The organism is Tolumonas lignilytica, assembly GCF_000527035.1.
GTDB lineage: Bacteria > Pseudomonadota > Gammaproteobacteria > Enterobacterales > Aeromonadaceae > Tolumonas > Tolumonas lignilytica.
The window spans coordinates 2,371,075-2,391,778 of the sequence record NZ_AZUK01000001.1; the positions used below are offsets into that span (position 1 = coordinate 2,371,075).

The 20,704-nt window shown below is 49.6% G+C and carries 18 protein-coding genes and 1 tRNA gene; 5 read left to right on the forward strand and 14 right to left on the reverse strand.

Annotation, left to right across the window (positions count from 1 at the left end):
- Positions 1-16 precede the first annotated feature (16 nt).
- Positions 17-415 carry an 8-oxo-dGTP diphosphatase MutT gene (gene mutT / locus H027_RS0111060; RefSeq protein WP_024872522.1) on the forward strand — a complete coding sequence of 133 codons (399 nt, stop codon included), beginning with the start codon at positions 17-19 and terminating at the stop codon, positions 413-415.
- On the opposite strand, the gene yacG is transcribed toward mutT, so the two are convergent.
- From yacG to H027_RS0111115, 11 genes are all read right to left on the reverse strand, one after another.
- Positions 412-624, reverse strand: a complete 213-nt coding sequence (yacG, locus tag H027_RS0111065) for a DNA gyrase inhibitor YacG (protein ID WP_024872523.1) — start codon at positions 622-624, stop codon at positions 412-414. The genes mutT and yacG overlap by 4 nt on opposite strands.
- A gap of 35 nt (positions 625-659) precedes the next feature.
- Entirely contained in the window at positions 660-1,286 is a 627-nt protein-coding gene (gene coaE, locus H027_RS0111070; RefSeq protein WP_024872524.1) for a dephospho-CoA kinase, read from the reverse strand.
- The gene (locus tag H027_RS0111075) at positions 1,286-2,161 is read right to left on the reverse strand and encodes a prepilin peptidase (RefSeq protein ID WP_024872525.1); all 876 of its coding nucleotides are present in this window, start codon (positions 2,159-2,161) and stop codon (positions 1,286-1,288) included. The genes coaE and H027_RS0111075 overlap by 1 nt, the downstream gene beginning before the upstream one ends.
- Before the next feature lie 14 nt (positions 2,162-2,175).
- Positions 2,176-3,438 (reverse strand): type II secretion system F family protein, encoded by a 1,263-nt coding sequence (locus H027_RS0111080; protein ID WP_024872526.1) that lies wholly within the window; start codon positions 3,436-3,438, stop codon positions 2,176-2,178.
- A gap of 18 nt (positions 3,439-3,456) precedes the next feature.
- Entirely contained in the window at positions 3,457-5,115 is a 1,659-nt protein-coding gene (pilB, locus tag H027_RS0111085) for a type IV-A pilus assembly ATPase PilB (protein WP_420804659.1), read from the reverse strand.
- A 124-nt stretch (positions 5,116-5,239) separates the two neighbouring features.
- Entirely contained in the window at positions 5,240-5,695 is a 456-nt protein-coding gene (locus H027_RS0111090) for a pilin (RefSeq protein WP_024872528.1), read from the reverse strand.
- A 283-nt stretch (positions 5,696-5,978) separates the two neighbouring features.
- Complete coding sequence (gene purD, locus H027_RS0111095; protein ID WP_024872529.1) at positions 5,979-7,265, reverse strand: phosphoribosylamine--glycine ligase; 1,287 nt, start codon at positions 7,263-7,265, stop codon at positions 5,979-5,981.
- A gap of 183 nt (positions 7,266-7,448) precedes the next feature.
- Positions 7,449-9,041: a bifunctional phosphoribosylaminoimidazolecarboxamide formyltransferase/IMP cyclohydrolase gene (gene purH, locus H027_RS0111100; protein ID WP_024872530.1), complete on the reverse strand. Its 1,593-nt coding sequence runs from the start codon at positions 9,039-9,041 to the stop codon at positions 7,449-7,451.
- Positions 9,042-9,177: 136 nt separating this feature from the next.
- Positions 9,178-9,651, reverse strand: coding sequence for an Lrp/AsnC family transcriptional regulator (locus H027_RS0111105; protein ID WP_024872531.1), 474 nt, complete (start codon positions 9,649-9,651; stop codon positions 9,178-9,180).
- Between the two features lie 305 nt (positions 9,652-9,956).
- Positions 9,957-11,624 carry an energy-dependent translational throttle protein EttA gene (ettA, locus tag H027_RS0111110; protein ID WP_024872532.1) on the reverse strand — a complete coding sequence of 556 codons (1,668 nt, stop codon included), beginning with the start codon at positions 11,622-11,624 and terminating at the stop codon, positions 9,957-9,959.
- A gap of 120 nt (positions 11,625-11,744) precedes the next feature.
- Positions 11,745-11,830 (reverse strand) — tRNA-Leu (locus H027_RS0111115).
- Between the two features lie 200 nt (positions 11,831-12,030).
- Here H027_RS0111115 and H027_RS0111120 point away from each other — a divergent pair.
- Positions 12,031-12,564 carry an RDD family protein gene (locus H027_RS0111120; protein WP_038149257.1) on the forward strand — a complete coding sequence of 178 codons (534 nt, stop codon included), beginning with the start codon at positions 12,031-12,033 and terminating at the stop codon, positions 12,562-12,564.
- Between the two features lie 51 nt (positions 12,565-12,615).
- Here H027_RS0111120 and lptG read toward each other — a convergent pair whose 3' ends face one another.
- Positions 12,616-13,692: an LPS export ABC transporter permease LptG gene (lptG, locus tag H027_RS0111125; RefSeq protein ID WP_038149259.1), complete on the reverse strand. Its 1,077-nt coding sequence runs from the start codon at positions 13,690-13,692 to the stop codon at positions 12,616-12,618.
- Entirely contained in the window at positions 13,692-14,795 is a 1,104-nt protein-coding gene (gene lptF / locus H027_RS0111130; protein ID WP_024872535.1) for an LPS export ABC transporter permease LptF, read from the reverse strand. The genes lptG and lptF overlap by 1 nt, the downstream gene beginning before the upstream one ends.
- 165 nt (positions 14,796-14,960) lie before the next feature.
- On the opposite strand from lptF, the gene pepA reads away from it, so the two are divergent.
- Genes pepA through H027_RS0111145 form a run of 3 tightly spaced genes read left to right on the forward strand, consistent with a single transcriptional unit; the run spans position 14,961 to position 19,826 of the window.
- Positions 14,961-16,463 carry a leucyl aminopeptidase gene (gene pepA / locus H027_RS0111135; RefSeq protein WP_024872536.1) on the forward strand — a complete coding sequence of 501 codons (1,503 nt, stop codon included), beginning with the start codon at positions 14,961-14,963 and terminating at the stop codon, positions 16,461-16,463.
- A gap of 30 nt (positions 16,464-16,493) precedes the next feature.
- Positions 16,494-16,955, forward strand: a complete 462-nt coding sequence (locus H027_RS0111140; RefSeq protein WP_024872537.1) for a DNA polymerase III subunit chi — start codon at positions 16,494-16,496, stop codon at positions 16,953-16,955.
- Positions 16,956-16,973: 18 nt separating this feature from the next.
- The gene (locus H027_RS0111145) at positions 16,974-19,826 is read left to right on the forward strand and encodes a valine--tRNA ligase (RefSeq protein ID WP_024872538.1); all 2,853 of its coding nucleotides are present in this window, start codon (positions 16,974-16,976) and stop codon (positions 19,824-19,826) included.
- A 99-nt stretch (positions 19,827-19,925) separates the two neighbouring features.
- On the opposite strand, the gene H027_RS17765 is transcribed toward H027_RS0111145, so the two are convergent.
- Entirely contained in the window at positions 19,926-20,696 is a 771-nt protein-coding gene (locus tag H027_RS17765) for a hypothetical protein (RefSeq protein ID WP_024872539.1), read from the reverse strand.
- Positions 20,697-20,704: the final 8 nt, after the last annotated feature.

The window sequence follows — 20,704 nt, forward strand, 5'->3', positions numbered from 1 at the left end:
GTTAATAGGAAAAAGTATGAAACAAATCTGGGTGGCAGTTGGTGTGATATATGATCCTACGATGGGTTATTTTATTTGTCGTCGTGCCGAGCATCAACATCAGGGGGGAAAATGGGAGTTTCCTGGTGGTAAAGTCGAGCAGTACGAAACTGCTCAGCAGGCTTTAAAAAGAGAATTACAGGAAGAAATTGGTATTGATGTCATTACGGTAGAGCCGCTGTTAGTTATTGAGCACAACTACAGCGATAAAGCTGTCAAATTAGATGTCTGGCTGGTCACTGCATTTTCAGGAAAAGCTCAAAGCTTGGAAGGGCTTGAAAATCAGTGGGTACCATTAGACCGGTTAGCACAGTATGATTTTCCAACTGCAAATTTGGCTATCATTAACGCATTAAAGGCAAAGGCTGGTATTTAATCTTGCGCTAACAATTCAAGGTCTTCTGTTGAAAGTTGGAATCTTGTAGCTTCTGGTGTTGCATCATCACCGGCAATACTGCGTTCTTCACTAAACCATTCGCCAAGATCAATCAAACGACAGCGTTCACTACAAAATGGTCTGAATCGATTGTTCGGATCCCATTCCACAGAGGTTTTACAGGTTGGGCAATCGACTTTCAGACTCATTTCCAGATACCAAATCAATATTAACAGCTGAATGATTATACCATATTGGAAGGGGAATGAACCTGTGCCGCGAGTTGTAGGTATTTTTGGTGTAACCGATTTATTTGTTGTTCTCTCTGCTCAATTGTAATGCCGTCACTGTTGTTGATGATGTCATCCGCCAAATCAAGACGGTGTTGACGAGAACATTGTGCGTTTAAAATCGCTTTTACCTGAGCTTCCGTCGTCTGGTCGCGTTGCATTGTTCGACGAATTTGAGTGTCTTCATCCACATCGACAACCAGAGTCCGGTGCACTAATGATTGCAGGTTGTTTTCAAATAAGAGTGGTACCATCAAAATACAGTAAGGGCCATTAGATGCATGGCATTGTTGCAACATCTTCTGACGAATCAGGGGGTGCAGCAGATTATTTACCCATGTCCGAGCTGCCGGATCTGCAAAGATTTTTTCACGTAATACTCGACGATTAAGTGAACCATCAGCGTTGATGATGATGTTACCAAAATGCTGAACGAGTGAGGCTAATGCTGGCTCACCAAGCTGGACAACATCTCGGGCAATTTGATCGGCATCAATGCACGTGACCCCCATGGCCACAAAATGCGCAGCGACCGTGGATTTACCGCTGCCAATTCCCCCTGTTAAGCCAACAATCAACATTAACTAATTAACCCTAAATACCAATCTGTAATTTGGTGACCCCATAGCAATGCGATCCAACCGGCAATGGCCAGATAAGGTCCAAAGGGTATGGGTTTATCTTGTTGATGCCGTTTAAACACAATTAACAGGATACCTAAAACAGCACCAACACAAGAAGAGAGAATAAGGATCAGGGGTAAAGATTGCCAGCCTAACCAAGCACCTAACGCGGCGAGTAATTTGAAGTCACCATAGCCCATTCCTTCTTTACCGGTGAGTAGTTTGAATGACCAGTAAAGTGACCATAAGACCATATATCCGGCCATGGCGCCGATGACTGCATCATTTAGAGAAACAAACTGGTGGGATAGATTCAGTAACAACCCCAACCATAGCAACGGTAGTGTTAATTGATCCGGTAAGAGCAATTTATCAAAGTCGATAAAAGTTAATGCTAACAATACCCAAGTTAATATCAATGCACCGACAATGGCCCAGCCTGGTGGATAATACAGCGCCACCGTGAGTGACATTAATGTGCACAGCAATTCGACAAGTGGATATCGGATACTAATGGGGTGTTTACAGGCGCGGCAACGACCTTTCAGAAACAACCAGCTTATCAAGGGAATATTTTCTAATGCGGAGATCTGATGACCACAGTGCGGGCATGCAGAGCGAGGTAAAAAAAGATCATAACGCTCAGTTTGCTGCGAATGCTGTTCGTTGGCAAAGAAATAGTCCTGATATTCCTGTTTCCAACTACGCTCCAGCATGATGGGTAGACGGTGGATCAGGACATTTAAAAAACTGCCAACGAGTAATGAGAACAGGCCCAGTATTAAAAAATATAGCCAGTGATACTGGCTATAAAGCATAAAAATAAGATCCATGAATAACCACTGAATTAATGAATAACGCTACCAAGTTTAAAGATTGGCAGATACATGGCGATAACTAAACCACCGACCAGAATACCCAAGACCACCATGATCAATGGTTCAATCAAACTGGACAGCGCATCGACTGCATCGTCAACCTGCTGTTCATAAATACCGGCAACCTTTGCCAGCATATCATCTAATGAACCAGATTCTTCGCCTATCATGATCATCTGAATCACCATTTCCGGGAAGACTTCTGTTGTTCGCATGGCTACGTGCATTTGCATCCCCGCCATGACTTCATTACGCACACTGAGAACGGCTTTACGGTATACTGCATTCCCTGATGCGCCAGATGCAGCAATGAGACCATCAATTAACGGTAAGCCTGCTGCAAAAGTGGTGGATAAGGTTCGCGCATAACGGGCAAGAGCCGCTTTTTGTAAAATCATGCCGACAATCGGAAGTTTCAGTATAAACTTATCAGTTCCATCGCGTACTGATTCCATCCGACGGTAAGCCCGAACATAGACAAAGATTAAAACAATCAAGCCGCCAAACACAAAGTACCAATAGGTTTGAACTATATGGGACAGGTTAATTACCATTCTGGTGAATGCAGGCAGTTCAGCCCCGAAGCTCTTAAAGATTTTATCGAATTCAGGTACGACATAGAGCAAAAGAATCGCTGTCACTACTAATGCGACAATAATGACGGTTGCTGGATAAAAGAGTGCTTTTTTGATCTTGGATTTCAGCGCTTCAGCTTTTTCTTTATAAGTGGCAATACGATTAAAAACCGCATCTAGCGCCCCAGATTGTTCACCGGACGCTACTAAATCACAATATAGATCATCAAAGTAGCGAGGATACTGTCGCAGTGCCTTGGACGGTGGAATACCGGCCTCGATTTCAGCACAAATGCTGGCCAGCATTTCACGCATAGGCTTTTTTTCATGACTGCCAGCCAGTAATTGCAACGTTTGAACTAAAGGGACACCTGCGGTTAGCATGGTTGTGATCTGGCGTGTTAATACGGCAATATCCATTGGTTTGATGGATTGTGTATATTTTGCCAGCAATGATTCGTTCTGTTTACGAAGCTTTTGGATGACGATGCCTTGGCGAATCAGATCGGCTTTAACCTGAGACAAGGTTTCGCCTTTCATTTCTCCTGAGACTTTTTGACCGCGACGGTTAACGCCTTTCCAGTGAAAAACATGCGTTACTTTGGGTTTAGGTTTATTTGCCGTCGCAGCGGCAGTACGTTGTTGAGCCACGGCCATAATTATTCTTCCTTAAATTTAGATGCAGGTCACGCGGTTAACTTCTGCAAGGCTGGTTACACCTAAACGTGCTTTTTCAAGACCTGACCGATATAGTGTCATCATGCCTTCGCTGATCGCCATTTCAGCAATTTGTAATGAATTGCCGCCTTCCATGATCAGATTGGCTATGCTTTCTGACATCGGCAACATTTCATAAATACCGACGCGGCCTTTATACCCGTTTGAACATTCACCGCAACCCACTGGTTTATAAAGTGTAATGCCTGTCTCTACTTCGTCATAAGTATAGCCCATCTCCAATAATTCATTATTGGGAATATGATGTGGCTGTTTGCAGTGTGGACACAGTCGCCGAGCCAGACGTTGTGCCATAATTAAGGTGACCGATGAGGCCACGTTAAAGGCGGGAACGCCCATGTTTAACAAACGGGTTAATGTCTCGGCTGCTGAGTTGGTATGTAAGGTTGATAGCACCAAGTGACCGGTTTGAGCGGCTTTAATGGCTATTTCCGCTGTTTCCAGATCTCGAATTTCCCCAACCATTACTACATCCGGATCCTGACGCAAGAAGGAACGTAGTGCATTGGCAAATGTCAGCCCGGACTTTGGATTGATTTGTACCTGATTAATGCCGGGTAAGTTAATTTCTACCGGATCTTCGGCGGTGGAAATGTTGAGCTCACTGGTATTGAGAATGTTCAGGCCGGTATAAAGCGAGACGGTTTTACCCGAACCAGTAGGGCCAGTGACCAGAATCATACCTTGTGGTTTAGCTAAGGTATCAAGATAGAGCTGCTTTTGTCTGTCATCAAAACCAAGCATATCGATGTTCAGGCTGGCGGCGGATGAATCAAGAATACGCAATACGACCTTTTCCCCCCACATGGTAGGTAAGGTGCTCACACGCAGATCGACAGAACGGTTTTTGGCTAAACGTAATTTAATGCGACCATCTTGCGGTAAACGACGTTCGGCAATATCCAAACGTGCCATAACTTTCAAACGAGCAGAGAAACGGTTCGCCAGATTGACCGGTGGTGTTGCTACTTCATACAGAATCCCGTCGATACGAAAGCGGATACGGTATTTTTTTTCATAAGGCTCGAAGTGTAAGTCGGAAGCGCCTTTGCGCACGGCATCCAGCAAGACTTTATTGATATATTTGACGATCGGTGCATCGTCTTCGCTGTTGGTTTCTACAGTTTCCTGTAGACGCGCTTCATCGACATCACCGACTTCGATGTCGCCGATGCCATCATCGGCCATCGATTTGGAGAATTCATCTTCTGTAGGCTCTAGAATTCGACTAATGGCAAATTGCAGCTTGCGTTCATCAACCAGCAAGGCTTCGGTGTGCAAACTGAAAGTAAAACCAAAATCTTCCAGAGCGGTAACGTTAGTCGGGTCTGAAACGGCAATATAGAGGGTGTTGCCTTGCGTATAAATCGGTAACGCGTGATGTTTTTCGATGAGTTTCTGGTTCAGGTATTTTTGTGGGATCTCGGTTAATTCAAAGGCATCGAGATCCAACAAGGGGATGCCATATTCCTGTTCACACAGCTCGGCTAACTGAGCACTACTGATAATGTCATTGTCAATCAGGTAGGTGACTAAGGTTTTCTTTTCGTTGCGGGCGCGTTCTTGTAACACACTTGACTGCCCATCTTGAATGATACCGGCACGGATAAGACTGACTAACAAACCATTGGCGGGAGCATTCACACAGTAATCCTATTACGAATTTGAAACCTGATAACCCTCCCCAAAATATATTGGGGAGAGTGAATTTATTAATCGATTAGCAAAGACCAGAAGTTAGGCATGTAGAGCCTGACGCAACGGCCCATGTTATTTTGCCTGAAGAATCCAAAGTTGGATCGATCTCATAATAAGCTGAACCCAAGGTACTTTTAGCTACTGCTTTTATACCGCCATTGGTACCTTGTACGACTGAATCAACATTACCAACTCCAGTTCCAGCTGATATAGCAGCTGGAACGCCGTTATGACCAAATACAGTACAAGCATTTGTACCATCTTGTCCTACGGTAGAAGTTAAGCCAGATGTAATGCCGTTTGATTGGACACATACCTCAATTGCTGTTTTGTATGGGCCAACGGCCGAAATAACCTCAGTAAATTTTGCTTTATTTGTGTAGGTTTGGTAAGCCGGTAAAGCAATAGCTGCCAGAATCGCCACGATCGCGACCACGATCATTAATTCAATAAGGGTAAAACCGGATTGTTTTTTCATGATTTGCTTCCTTACAGTTAAACTGTATTCCTGTTTTGGATGAGAGAGCGATGCTCAATTCAATAATGAGCACAAACTAAAGTGTAGCCGCTGATTAAGATAGCGTCCACGTCGCTTTGAGTCTAGCGAATAGCAGATTACAAATTTGTGACGGTAAAAGGAATTTTTATCTTTTGATTTCGGTGCAGAAGGTTGATTTTTATTACTATTTTGTAACTTTTTACAGGTTGAACAAGCGCAATGCTAATTGCATTGCGCTTGGGGAAAACAGCAAAAGTAATGATTACGCTTGTTCGCGGGCAATGGCACGCCAGGCAATGTCTTTGCGGTAGTAAATGCCATTCCAATTGATGGTTGCCGCTAAGGTGTAAGCGTTTTTCTGTGCTTCAGCAACGGAAGCACCTAGTGCTGTTGCACAAAGTACGCGGCCACCGGCGGTAATGACCTGACCCTCTTTTTCGGCAGTGCCAGCATGAAATACTTTGGCAGTATTCAATTCGGTCGTTGGCAGACCGGAGATGATATCACCTTTTTGCACTTCAGCCGGGTAACCCGCGGCAGCCAGCACCACACCGACCGCCGGACGCGGATCATACTGAGCGGTTTTCTCATTCAGTTTTTCGTCGCAAGCAGCTAGGCAGAGCTCTACCAGATCGGACTGCATACGCAGCATGATTGGTTGGGTTTCCGGATCACCAAAGCGGCAGTTGAACTCGATGACTTTCGGATTGCCTTGGTTGTCGATCATCAAACCGGCATAGAGGAACCCGGTATAGGGGTTACCTTCGGCGGCCATGCCTTGCACCGTTGGCCAGATCACCTGTTGCATGACTTTGTCATGAACTGCTGGTGTGACCACAGGGGCAGGTGAGTAAGCTCCCATACCACCGGTATTCGGGCCGGTGTCACCGTCGCCGATCCGTTTGTGATCCTGACTGGTGGCCATAGGGAGTACATTTTTGCCGTCGACCATGACGATGAAAGAGGCTTCTTCACCATCAAGAAACTCTTCGATGACGACACGGCTGCCCGCTTCACCGAAGGCGTTACCGGATAACATATCACGCACGGCTTCTTCGGCTTCAGCCAGGGTCATGGCGACAATCACACCTTTACCTGCCGCCAGACCGTCGGCTTTGATAACGATAGGAGCGCCTTGCTGACGCAGATACGCCAGTGCAGGTTCAACTTCGGTGAAGTTCTGGTAAGCCGCTGTTGGGATCTGCTGACGAGCCAGGAAATCCTTGGTGAAGGCTTTGGAGCCTTCCAACTGCGCTGCCGCTTGGGTTGGGCCAAAAATTTTCAGACCTTCTGCGCGGAACGCATCTACTACACCAATGACGAGCGGGGCTTCTGGGCCGACAATAGTCAGCCCGATATTTTTTTCTTTGGCAAAGGCCAGAAGTGCGGGGACATCCGTTGCGCTGATGGCGACATTTTCCACTTTGGCTTCGCGTGCGGTGCCTGGGTTGCCCGGTGCGACGTAGACTTTATCTGCTAATGGTGATTGTGCTGCTTTCCATGCCAGTGCATGTTCACGACCGCCATTACCGATGATCAATATGTTCATTTCTGTTCTCCAACACTGAGAAATTGTATTTCAGTGTATCTGATTCTTGGATTCTGCAAGTGTCAGTCAATTGATCCACTCTGCCGACTCGTCGTGAACCGATCCCTGGGGACTCCGCTGCGCCATCCATGGCGCAGAGGGTCGGCAAAATGGATCAATCGCCTTCATTTCCGAAATAATGAATTAATGGCGGAAATGACGCATATTGGTAAACACCATCGCCATGCCATGTTCGTCAGCGGCATCAATGACCTCTTGATCACGCATTGAGCCACCCGGCTGGATCACACAGGTGATCCCTGCTTCGGCGGCGGCATCAATACCATCACGGAACGGGAAGAAAGCGTCTGAGGCCATAACGGAGCCTTTGACTTCCAAGCCTTCATCCGCGGCTTTGATGCCAGCGATTTTTGCAGAATAAACACGGCTCATTTGACCTGCGCCGACACCGATGGTCATGCCACCTTTCGCGTAGACAATGGCGTTTGATTTGACATATTTACCGACTTTCCAGCAGAACAGCAGATCTTGTAATTCCTGTTCGGTTGGCTGGCGTTTGGTGACAACTTTCAGGTCGGCCAGTGTCACCATACCTTGGTCGCGATCTTGTACCAGCAGACCACCGTTAACACGTTTGACGTCATAGCCGCTGGTTTTACCCTGCCATTGACCACATTCCAACAAACGGACGTTGGCTTTTTTCGCAACGACGGCTTTGGCTTCTTCACTAACGACCGGAGCGATAATCACTTCAACGAACTGGCGGCTGACAATGGCTTCGGCAGTGGCTGCATCCAGCTCACGATTGAAAGCGATGATGCCACCGAAAGCGGAGGTTGGGTCTGTCTGGTAAGCACGGTTATAGGCTTCCAGAATATCGTTGCCCAGTGCCACACCACATGGATTGGCATGTTTGACGATGACACAAGCAGGTTCCGCAAACTCTTTAACACACTCCAGTGCGGCATCGGTATCTGCGATGTTGTTGTAGGAGAGTGCTTTGCCTTGCAACTGCGTTGCGGTAGACACGGAGGCTTCCTGCACATCGGCTTCAACGTAGAAAGCCGCTGCCTGATGGCTGTTTTCGCCATAGCGCATGTCTTGCTTTTTGATGAACTGGAAGTTGATAGTGCGTGGGAATTTAGAGTCGGCGCTGGCTTCGTCCTGTACACCGTAAGAGGGTACTTTGGTGCCGAAATAGTTGGCAATCATGCCATCGTAAGCAGCGGTGTGTTCAAAAGCCGCAATTGCCAGATCAAAACGGGTTGCATAGGTCAGCGAATTGGCATTGGCATCCATTTCTGCGAGAACCCGATTGTAATCACCGGCGTTCACGACGATGGTGACGTCTTTATGGTTTTTCGCAGCAGAACGCACCATGGTTGGACCACCGATATCGATATTTTCGATGGCATCTTCCAGTGAGCAATTTGGTTTGGCAACGGTTGCGGCAAACGGATAGAGGTTGACGGCGACCAGATCAATCGGCTTGATGCCATGCTGGGTCATGATTGCATCATCGGTGTTACGACGACCTAAAATGCCACCGTGAACTTTCGGGTGCAGGGTTTTTACGCGACCGTCCATCATTTCCGGGAAACCGGTGTAATCGGAAACCTCGGTTACAGGTAAGCCAGCGTCAGCAAGCAGGCGCGCAGTTCCGCCGGTGGAGAGTAGTTCTACCCCACGTTGTTGCAGGGCACGGGCGAACTCCACGATACCGGTCTTGTCAGAAACGCTGAGCAGGGCGCGGCGGATTGGGCGAGCGTTTTCCATCTCTACTTTGTCCTCAAAATTTGTTCACGGTCAGAATCAGTTCAGAAGAGAGTGTCGATGCAGCATAGTGCGCTGCATCTCACTTTCGGCGGCGTATTTTACACCAAAAGCGTTAGGGGTAGGATCTTTATTGTGCCTATTCCAGATGATCCAGCGGCAGGGCGGTAAACTGTTTGACCTGTTGTAATACGAAGCTGGAGCGTACACCAGTGACGCCGTCGATACGTGTCAGTTTTTCCAGCAGAAAATGCTGATAATATTCCATATCCGGTACGACCACTTTTAACTGGTAGTCGGCGTCATTGCCGGTGATCAGCGCACATTCCATGACTTCTGGCATTTCAGAAACAGACTGATTGAAGTTGTTCAACCGTTCAGGCGTGTGTTTATCCATGGTGATATGGATATAGGCGGTCAGTTTTAGATTCAGTTTTTCCGGATTCAACAACGTGACATGTTTTAGGATCAGGCCTGATTCTTCTAATGCTTTAATCCGGCGAGAACAAGGCGAAGGGGAGAGCCCCACTTGTTCGGCCAGATCCAGATTGCTGATACGGGCATCTTTCTGCATCAGGTTCAGAATTTTTTTATCTAAGCGGTCTAATTTCATAAATTCCAATTATTCAGCAATAACTGATTATAGATACGGTTATTATTGGTGAATTCTTGCGCAAAAACCAGCTTTTAATGCAATTTTAGCAATCACATTCTAAAGCGGATGGCGTATTATTTATCTCGTTCGGGTGGAACGAACACTACGACTATTTCGCAAGGTACTCTTACCGGAGGAAGCTTGCCGCAACATCTGACGGCTTACCGGACGTTCAGATGACTTGGATCCAGTTACCGCTGCCAAACAAGGTAATCATCGTTACCCAGGAGAGAGGTCTGCAACCGAAGTTGCAGACCTCTTTTTTATTTGGCGATTTTCTTGTATTTGATGCGATGCGGTTGTACAGCTTCAGCACCCAAGGTTTTTTTCTTCCATTCTTCATAATCAGTGAAGTTGCCTTCAAAGAAACGTACGTTCCCTTCATCACTGTAATCCAGAATGTGTGTCGCAATACGGTCAAGGAACCAGCGATCATGCGAAATAACCATGGCACAGCCTGGGAATTCCAGCAGCGCGTTTTCCAGTGCGCGTAAGGTTTCGATGTCCAGATCGTTAGTTGGTTCGTCGAGTAATAAGACGTTACCACCCGTCTGCAGCAGTTTGGCCAGATGCAGACGACCGCGTTCCCCGCCGGAAAGTTCGCCAACCCGTTTCTGCTGGTCGGTGCCTTTGAAGTTAAAACGGCCGACGTAAGCGCGACTTGGAATTTCAAAGGTGCCGATCCGCAGCACATCTTGTCCATTCGCAACTTCATCAAAAACTGTTTTCTTGTCATCCATCTTGTCGCGGAACTGATCCACCGAGGCCAACACCACGGTATCCCCTAAGGTGATAGAGCCGGAATCCGGTTGTTCCTGACCACTCAGCATGCGGAACAGCGTCGATTTACCGGCACCGTTAGGGCCGATGATACCGACAATAGCTCCTTTCGGAATGCTGAACGACAGATTGTCGATCAACTGGCGATCACCGTAAGATTTGCTCAGACCTTCTACTTCGATGACTTTGTCACCCAAACGAGGTCCTGGCGGAATGAACAGTTCATTGGTTTCGTTACGCTTCTGGTAATCCTGTCCATTCAGTTCTTCAAAGCGGGCCAGACGTGCCTTACTTTTCGCCTGACGGCCTTTAGGATTCTGGCGAACCCACTCCAGCTCTTTCTCAATCGATTTACGACGAGCAGCTTCAGTAGACGCTTCCTGAGCCAGACGGGCATCTTTTTGTTCCAGCCAGGAAGAGTAGTTGCCTTCCCAAGGGATACCTTCGCCGCGGTCCAGCTCCAGGATCCAGCCAGCGACGTTATCGAGGAAGTAACGGTCGTGGGTGATGGCCACCACAGTGCCTTCGTAGTCGTGCAGGAAGCGCTCCAGCCAGGCCACGGATTCGGCATCCAAGTGGTTGGTCGGTTCGTCTAAGAGCAGCATATCCGGTTTTTCGAGTAGCAGGCGGCACAAGGCGACACGGCGGCGTTCACCACCAGAGAGTACCTTGATTTGCGCATCCCAAGCAGGCAGACGCAGTGCATCGGCAGCTCGTTCCAACTGGTTTTCCATATTGTGGCCATCGTGAGCCTGGATGATGGCTTCCAGCTCGCCTTGCTCTTTGGCCAGTTTGTCAAAATCGGCATCTGGATCTGCATAAGCTGCATAGACTTCGTCGAGACGAGTCATGGCGCGTTTCAGTTCGCCCATGGCTTCTTCAACGGCTTCACGGACGGTCTGCTCTGGATCGAGTTTCGGTTCCTGTGGCAGATAGCCGATCTTGATCCCCGGTTGTGGGCGGGCTTCACCTTCGATCTCGGTGTCGATGCCGGCCATGATGCGCAGCAGGGTGGATTTACCTGCACCGTTAAGACCGAGTACACCAATTTTGGCACCCGGAAAAAAGGAGAGCGAGATGTTCTTCAGGATATGACGCTTGGGCGGAACCACTTTGCCCACGCGATTCATGGTGTAAATAAATTGCGCCATGGTGTTCTCTTGGTCATTTCAGATGGAGCGTAGTGTAGAGCATGGATTTGACAGGGAAAAGATCAATGCATCGCATTTGCGTTTTGCGGAAACAAAAAAACCCGCAATGCGGGTTTGATTTGGTGCCCAGGGACGGACTCGAACCGTCACGATTATTCATCGGCGGATTTTGAATCCGCTGCGTCTACCGATTTCGCCACCTGGGCACACAATGCAAGACTTTAACTTTCTGATCAATCAGTTGGTCTGTCTTACGGGGTCGCATTATACAAAGCTAATGCGTTAGCGCAAATTGTTTTTCACGTGATCTGTATCAGATGCTGAATAAATGCTCGGATTGATGATTCGCGTCTCTGCCGCTGGCTCGGTTAGAATAGCGTTTCCTGATTATTGGTGTATGTGAATTATGAGTAAAAAATCCGGTTCTCGTTCGCGCGCTGTGTCTGCCAAATCAACGTCGGCATCAGCCAATGTTTTGTCAACGATGCCTCGGGCTGGTTTTCGTCGCCGGCTCGGTGCGTGGGTTATCGATAGTTTGTTGGTGACACCGTTGGTTGTTTTAGCTGGTTACGTAGGATATGGATTAGGTCATCTATTGGTGATCAGTGGGCTCTTATCGTTAGATAAAAATGTCACTACCATAGGCTGGTTGGTGCATCAGTTGTGGTTCAGCCTCTGGTTAGCGGGAGTGTTGTGCAGTTATTTTGTCTGGTTCTGGTGCCGCGAAGGGCAGACCCCCGGAATGCGTCAATTCCAGATCCGTCTGCAAAATACGGATACGAGTTTGCTGTCGATTGGCCAGGCTTTCGTGCGTTTGGGGACATCGGCATTCGGTTTAGGCAATTTGATGGTTGTGTTTGACCGTCGAGAATTTTTGGCATTTCAGGATTACTGGGCGAATTGTGAAGTCGTGGTGACAACGGCGGCTACCGATCATTAATATCCGCGTTGATAACAGGCCGGTCTCAGAACTCAGAGACCGGCCTTTTGTTTAGTGGCGGCGTCGCAGCAGATAAAGGGCTATGCCCATGAAGAAGAGACTGGGCGCACTGGCTCCGACCAGCGGCGGGATGTTAAACACCAGACTGAATTGCCCGAGCACTTGATTACAAACAAAAAATGCAAATCCCATCATGACACCGGATATCAGACGAGCGCCCATACTGACCGAGCGCAAGGCACCAAAAATGGTGGATGCGCCCAGTAACAACATGGCAATGATGCTGATAGGTGCTAGCAATTTACGCCAGAACTCCAGTTCATAATCATCCACTTGCTGACCATTACTCTTCATGTAATGGATGTAGTTATATAACCCTTGTGCAGACAGCTCGTCGGGAGATACCGAAACCACACCCAATTTGTCTGGTGTTAAATTCGTTTGCCACATCCAATCGGTGGGGTGCTGAAACTCGATTTGCTGCTTGTTTTGCAATTGCGTGATTTGAATATCTTGCAGGTGCCAGGCTTTTGCTGTGGGCTGGTAATTAGCTATTCCGGAACGGATGATTTCTTCCAGATCCCCATTCGGATTAAAGCGATATAACGTGATGCCATGCAGACTGCCATCGCGAAACAAGGTATCAATACTGATGAAGTTATGCCCTTCCTTGATCCAGATCCCGTAGCCGGAAGCAGTGATTTTGCCACCCGTGACGGCACTGGTTTTAATGTCATGCGCTTTTTGTTCTCCCAGGGGGGCAACATATTCACCCAGTAACATCACGAGCAACATGGCTGGGATCACCGTTTTCAGTGCGGAAATGACCACCTGGGCACGTGACATACCGGCTGCCTGCAACACCACCAGTTCACTGCTACTGGCTAATTGCCCCAAACCAATGACACCACCCAATAACGCGGCCATCGGGAAAAAAAGCACGATATCGCCGGGAATGATGTAGATCACTCTTAATGCGGCCTGCAGCGTGCCGTAATTACCATTGCCGACACTTTGTAACTGATCGACAAATTTGATCAGGGATGAAAGGCCTACCAAGGTGACGGTGCACATCAGGATTGCCAAAATAACAGTACGGCCGATATAGCGATCGAGAATACCGAACATCAGCATTTCTCCTTATGCCAAAACAGGCGAATACGCTGCCAGAGTCGGGTATTCATCAGGTTCAACGGAACAGAAAAGATCAAGGTAAAGACAAGAGGGATAAGATACAGCCCGGGATGCGTGGGCAGTTGGCCGCGCTCGATGGCAGATTCACCCGCACTCAATAAGAGGAAGTAGCTGAGATAGAGCATGACGGCCGGCAGCAGTTTGGCATAGCGTCCTTGTCGCGGATTGACTGTGGCCATTGGAACGGCAATCAGGGTCAGTATCGGGATGGAAAGCGGGAATGCAATTCGCCATTGCAATTCCGCGATCTCTTTCCGGTCTGTGCTGTGATAAAGCTGAGACGAAGGAATTGCAGCCAGTTTTCGGCTGGATGGTTCGATATCTTTACGTTGCAGTTGTGCCCGGTATTCTTCAAATTCAGAAATACTGAATTTGGTGGTCGGAGGTGTACCGGCATAGCGTTTGCCGTTGCTCAATGTGACCCATGGCGTACCGTGGGCGTCGGTGGTCAGGTGACCACTGCTGGCCACGACGATGGCAGCTTCTTCTGGATCGGTGCTTCGCTGCAAGAGGAATATATGCTGCAGACGTTTCCCATTTTCCTGAACATCTTCCACATAAGCGGTGAGTTGTCCGCCATCCAGACTTAAAAAGCGTCCGCTCTCAAGTGGAATGGATAAGGGGTCGGCCTTGGCGGCATCTAATAATTCTGATTGTTTTTCACGCGCCATGGGGGCCAGCCACAGGGTATTCACAACAGAAACGGCGGTGGTGAGCAATGCCAGCACCAGCGTGATCCGCATGATGTAAGACGGACCAACACCGACAGCCCGCAATACCGTCATTTCGCTGTCAGCGTATAAACGACCATGCGCAAATAAAATGGCGACAAAGAGACTGATTGGCAGCAGCAACAACCCCATATAGGGAATGTTGAGCAGCATCATCTGACCGATCAGTGATGTCGGAACTGAACCATCGGCGGCTCTCGATAAGATCCGGATGAATTGCTGGCTGGTGAAAATGAGCAGCAGGATCAGCAGGATCGAAAGCTGAGTTTTGAGCGTTTCTTTAAATATATAACGGAAAACTATCACGCAGGCCTCGGGAAAACTTGTAATTACTGGCGAATCGCTAAAAAATAGTTGCCTTAATTCCATTTTATAATGTTTTGCGTACCGAGCCTGTTCATCCTGAACAGGTGGGTCGGCCTCTATTATCGACCAATCGGTGGGCTTTGTCTTTAGTAGCAAGGAGTCCTCATGGAATTCGGCGTTAAAAGTGGCAGCCCGGAGAAGCAGCGCAGTGCCTGTATCGTGGTGGGTGTTTTTGAACCACGACGTTTGTCTGCCGTTGCTGAACAACTGGATCGTGTCAGTGACGGTTATATCAGCTCTTTGCTGCGTCGCGGGGATCTGGAGGGTAAAACCGGCCAGATGCTGTTGCTGCATCAGGTTCCCGGGGTGCTGAGTGAACGCGTATTGCTGGTGGGCTGTGGTAAAGAACGTGAGCTGGATGAACGCCAATTTAAACAGATCATCCAGAAAACTATCAGCACGCTGAATGAAACCGGATCGATGGAAGCGGTCTGCTTTTTAACAGAATTGCATGTGAAAGGACGGGATGCCTACTGGAAGGTGAGACAAGCGGTCGAAACGGCGCAAAACAGCTTGTATACCTTTGACCAATTTAAAACCAACAAGGCCGAGCTGCGTCGTCCGTTGCGCAAACTGGTGTTTAATGTCGCAACCCGTCGTGAGCTGGCGATTGGTGAGAAAGCCATTGCGCATGGACTGGCGGTGTCTAACGGTATGAAAATTTGCCGTGACGTGGCCAATATGCCGCCAAATATCTGTACGCCCGCCTATCTGGCTTCGCAGGCGCGTCGTCTGGCGGACAGTTGCCCCTATATCACCACCAAGGTGATTGGTGAGCAGCAGATGGCTGAACTGGGTATGAATGCCTATCTGGCTGTCGCCCGTGGTTCTTCGCATGAAGCGATGATGTCGATCATGGAATATAAGGGGCATCCTGATGCCAAACCGATTGTCTTGGTTGGCAAAGGGCTGACCTTCGATTCCGGTGGTATTTCCATCAAACCAGCCGAAGGCATGGATGAGATGAAATACGATATGGGCGGTGCGGCTTCTGTATTGGGCACGATGACGGCGCTGGCGGAGTTGAAACCGCCGATCAATGTGATCGGGGTGCTGGCGGGGGCGGAAAATATGCCGGACGGTAAAGCCTATCGGCCTGGCGATATTCTGACGTCGATGTCAGGGCAGACCATTGAGGTATTAAATACCGATGCCGAAGGTCGTCTGGTCTTGTGTGACGTGCTGACCTATGTGGAGCGTTTTGAGCCGGAATCGGTGGTTGACATCGCGACACTGACTGGGGCGTGCGTCATCGCACTTGGCAGCCATGCCTCCGGCCTGATGTCAAACCATAATCCACTAGCACATGAACTGCTGAATGCGGCGGAATTGTCGGGTGATAAGGCTTGGCGTTTGCCCTTGTGGGATGAGTATCAGGAACAGATCGAAAGTCCGTTTGCCGATATGGTGAACACCGGTGGCCGTCCGGCAGGTGCCATTACCGCCGGTGCTTTCCTTAGCCGCTTTACCAAAAAATACAACTGGGCGCATCTGGATGTTGCCGGAACGGCCTGGAAGTCAGGTAAAGAAAAAGGATCCACCGGTCGGCCGGTGCCATTGCTGACGCAGTTTTTACTCAACCGCGCCGGTATCGAAGTCGAAGACTAACAGGACGGGGCGGTGACGCCCCTTTACTTTATGCCGCAAGTCACTTTTTATATACTACCCGACGAAACACAGAATTCGGCTGTGGGTGATGCTGGTCAGCAGGTTGCGGCGGCGTTGGCCTGTCGGTTGACCACTGAGCGTTTTAGGCAGAATCAGACCGTATTTATTCTGGCGCAGACGCAAGAACAAGCCGAATTTTTGGACGAAATGTTGTGGCAGCAAGACCCGCACAGTTTTGTGCCACATGGACTTTCCGACGAAGCGACGGTGACACAGGCGCCGGTCGAAATAGGTACCGGTGCACCGAAGCGTCATCGCCAGATCCTGATCAATCTGGCCGACACTATTCCGGCCTTTGCAAATCGTTTTACTCAGATCATTGATTTCGTTCCTGCGGACGAATCACAAAAACAACAGGCGCGCGAACGTTACAAGCAGTATCGGGCGCTGGGTTTCACGCTGGAGACGGTGCCTGCACCGACACTCCCATAATCAGACAGATGAAGACAGATGGAAAAGACGTTTAATCCAAACGCCATTGAACAGGCGATGTATCAGCACTGGGAAAGTCAGGGCTACTTCAAACCGAGTGGCGACACCAGCAACGGCAGTTATTGCATTGTGATCCCGCCGCCAAACGTCACGGGTAGCCTGCACATGGGCCATGCGTTCCAGCAGACCATCATGGATGCGCTGATCCGCTATCAGCGCATGCTGGGTAAAAACACACTGTGGCAGGTTGGTACTGACCACGCAGGGATCGCCACGCAGATGGTGGTCGAGCGTAAGATCGCAGCGGAAGAAAATAAAACCCGCCACGATTATGGCCGTGATGCCTTCATCGACAAGATCTGGCAGTGGAAAGAAGAATCGGGCGGCACCATCACTCGTCAGATGCGTCGTCTGGGTGCGTCGGTGGATTGGGATCGCGAAGCCTTTACCATGGATCCGGCGCTGTCTCATGCGGTGCAGGAAGTGTTTGTACGTCTGTATGAACAAGATCTGATCTATCGCGGTAAACGTCTGGTGAACTGGGATCCGAAACTGCACACCGCGATTTCTGATCTGGAAGTAGAAAACAAAGAAGTCAAAGGCCACATGTGGCATCTGCGTTATCCGCTGGCGGATGGCGAGAAGACGGCTGAAGGCAAAGATTACCTGATCGTGGCAACCACGCGTCCGGAAACCATGCTGGGTGATACCGCGGTGGCGGTCAACCCGGAAGATCCACGCTACAAGGCACTGATCGGTAAATTTATCGAACTGCCGCTGGTGGGCCGTCGTATTCCGATCGTCGCGGACGAACATGCCGACATGGAAAAAGGCACCGGTTGTGTGAAGATCACCCCGGCGCACGATTTCAATGACCATGAAGTGGGTAAACGTCACCACCTGCCAATGATCAACATCTTCACGCTGGATGCACACATTCGTGCCGAAGCGGAAGTGTATGACAGCAAAGGCAATCCAAGTGAGGCGTATCCGGCGACATTACCTGCTGAATTCGCTGGTCTGGAACGCTATGCGGCGCGTAAGGCGATCATTGCCGCGCTGGAAGCCAAAGGGCTGATGGATGAAATCAAAGATCACGTGCTACAGCAACCATACGGCGATCGTGGTGGTGTGCCGATTGAGCCGATGCTGACCGACCAGTGGTATGTACGTGCCGATGTGCTGGCGAAACCGGCGATTGAAGCGGTGGAAGATGGCCGTATTCAGTTCGTACCGAAACAGTACGAAAACATGTACTTCTCCTGGATGCGTGACATTCAGGACTGGTGTATCTCCCGTCAGTTGTGGTGGGGTCACCGTATTCCGGCGTGGTATGACGTCAACGGTAAAGTCTATGTTGGCCGCAATGAGGCGGAAGTGCGCGCTAACTATGCGCTAGCGGCCGATGTCGCACTGCGTCAGGACGAAGACGTGCTGGATACCTGGTTCAGCTCTGCGCTGTGGACCTTCTCCACGCTGGGCTGGCCGGAAAAAACACCGGAACTGGATATGTTCCATCCGACCGATGTGCTGGTGACTGGCTTTGACATCATCTTCTTCTGGGTGGCCCGCATGATCATGATGACCATGCATTTCGTGAAAAACGAAGATGGCACACCGCAGGTGCCGTTCAAGACGGTCTATGTCACCGGTTTGATCCGTGACGAAGAAGGTCAGAAGATGTCGAAATCCAAGGGCAACGTGCTTGACCCGCTGGATATGATTGACGGTATTTCACTGCAGGATCTGCTGGAAAAACGCACCGGCAACATGATGCAGCCGCAACTGGCCGAGAAGATTGGCAAACGTACCGAAAAGCAGTTCCCTGAAGGGATCGAAGCGCACGGTACTGATGCACTGCGTTTCACGCTGGCGGCACTGGCTTCAACCGGTCGTGACATTAACTGGGACATGAAGCGTCTGGATGGTTACCGCAATTTCTGTAACAAACTGTGGAATGCCAGCCGTTATGTGCTGATGAACACCGAAGAGCAGGATTGCGGTTTCGCTGGTGGCGAAATGCAGTTCAGCTTGGCAGATCGCTGGATCACCTCACAGCTGCAGCTGACTATTCAAGAGCTGCGTCATGCGATGGATACCTATCGCTTCGACCAGGCGGCGGGTGTGCTGTATGAGTTTATCTGGAACCAGTTCTGTGATTGGTATCTGGAGCTGACCAAGCCAGTTCTGTGGCATGGCAGCGAAGCCGAACAGCGTGCGACCCGTCATACGCTGGTGACCGTGCTGGAAACTCTGCTGCGTCTGGCGCACCCAATCATGCCATTCATGACCGAGTCTATCTGGAAATCGGTAGCACCACTGGCCGGCATCAACGAAGACACACTGATGCTGATGCCATTCCCGGCTTATGATGCGGCGAAAGTCGATGAAGTCGCGCTGGCGGATCAGGAATGGGTGAAGCAGTTCATTGTCAGCGTGCGTAACATCCGTGCTGAAATGAACGTGGCACCGAGTGTGCCGCTGACCGTCCTGTTGAAATCGGATGCGACCGACAGCCAGCGTGCTGCCGACAACGACGCGTTCCTGAAGTCACTGGCGAAGCTGGAGAGCATCACCGTGCTGGCTGCGGGCGAGGTTGAGCCGTTATCCGTGAAGAAACTGATCGGCAACACTGAGCTGATGATCCCGATGGCGGGTTTGATCGACAAAGAAGTGGAGCTGGCGCGTCTGGCGAAAGAAGTCGAGAAGCTGGAAAAAGAGTGTGGCCGTATCGAAGGCAAGCTGGGTAACGAGGCCTTTGTGGCCAAGGCACCGGAGGCGGTGATTGCCAAAGAGCGTGAGAAGCTGGCCGATTACCACTCGCAACTGGTTAAACTGAAAGAGCAGCAGGAAACGATTAAAGCGTTGTAATCCCTGTGCTGACCAACGCAAAGCCCCGGCCAAATGCCGGGGCTTTTTTCTTTATCCTGCCAGCAGATTAACGCTTAAAGAGCAGATGATGGTGCGGGGTTACTCGTGCTGATCCGTTTCTTTGTTTTGTCCGGTTGGCGGTTGTGTCATCGCCGTACCTTCCTGCTGCTCCGTTACTACTTCTGTGTGGGCGGCTTCGGATTGCGTTTCCGGTGGTTGCTTTTCCGCTGGCTGATTTTCTTGTTGCTCTGCTGCTTGCTGTTTGGCTTCTTGTTGCTCAGCAGCATTTAGCTTGGCCAACTCTGCGCGCAGTGTTTTCAGTTCCCGGCGATAGGCTTCGGCATCACCGTAATCGACAAAACCATCATAGTAGGGGTGAGAGTGCAACACCCGGCGGGCATGTTTGATCGGGCACCAGTACTGCTCTGTTCTGCCGACCACCTCTTTGGCGTAAGACATCAGGCCATTGCCGTAAGAGCAGTACGCGCAGTTGATCTTTTCGATGATATTGAGATAGCCCAGATGGGCGCGGTCGAACACAAAATAATCCCGGCGCCGGACGCGGGGAATGCCATAGATGGGAAAGCAGATATATTGGTAGAGCGTAACGAACAGATCCATCAGCAGCATCGGGAAGAAAACGGAATAAATCACCGGTGCCGAGAGGATATTCCGTAATTTGGCGCGTTTTATATATTTCCGCAGCCCCATCTTGAAGCGGCGCTGCTGTTCCAGTACCTCATGCTCAAACCGAACACGTTTATTTTCAAAGTCGATGTGCAGCTCTTTACGCCGCCGCTCGATTTCTTTTTCTATCTCGTCTTCCAGCTGACGGATACGTTCCAGCAATTCATTGATTCTTGGGTTCATGGTATTCC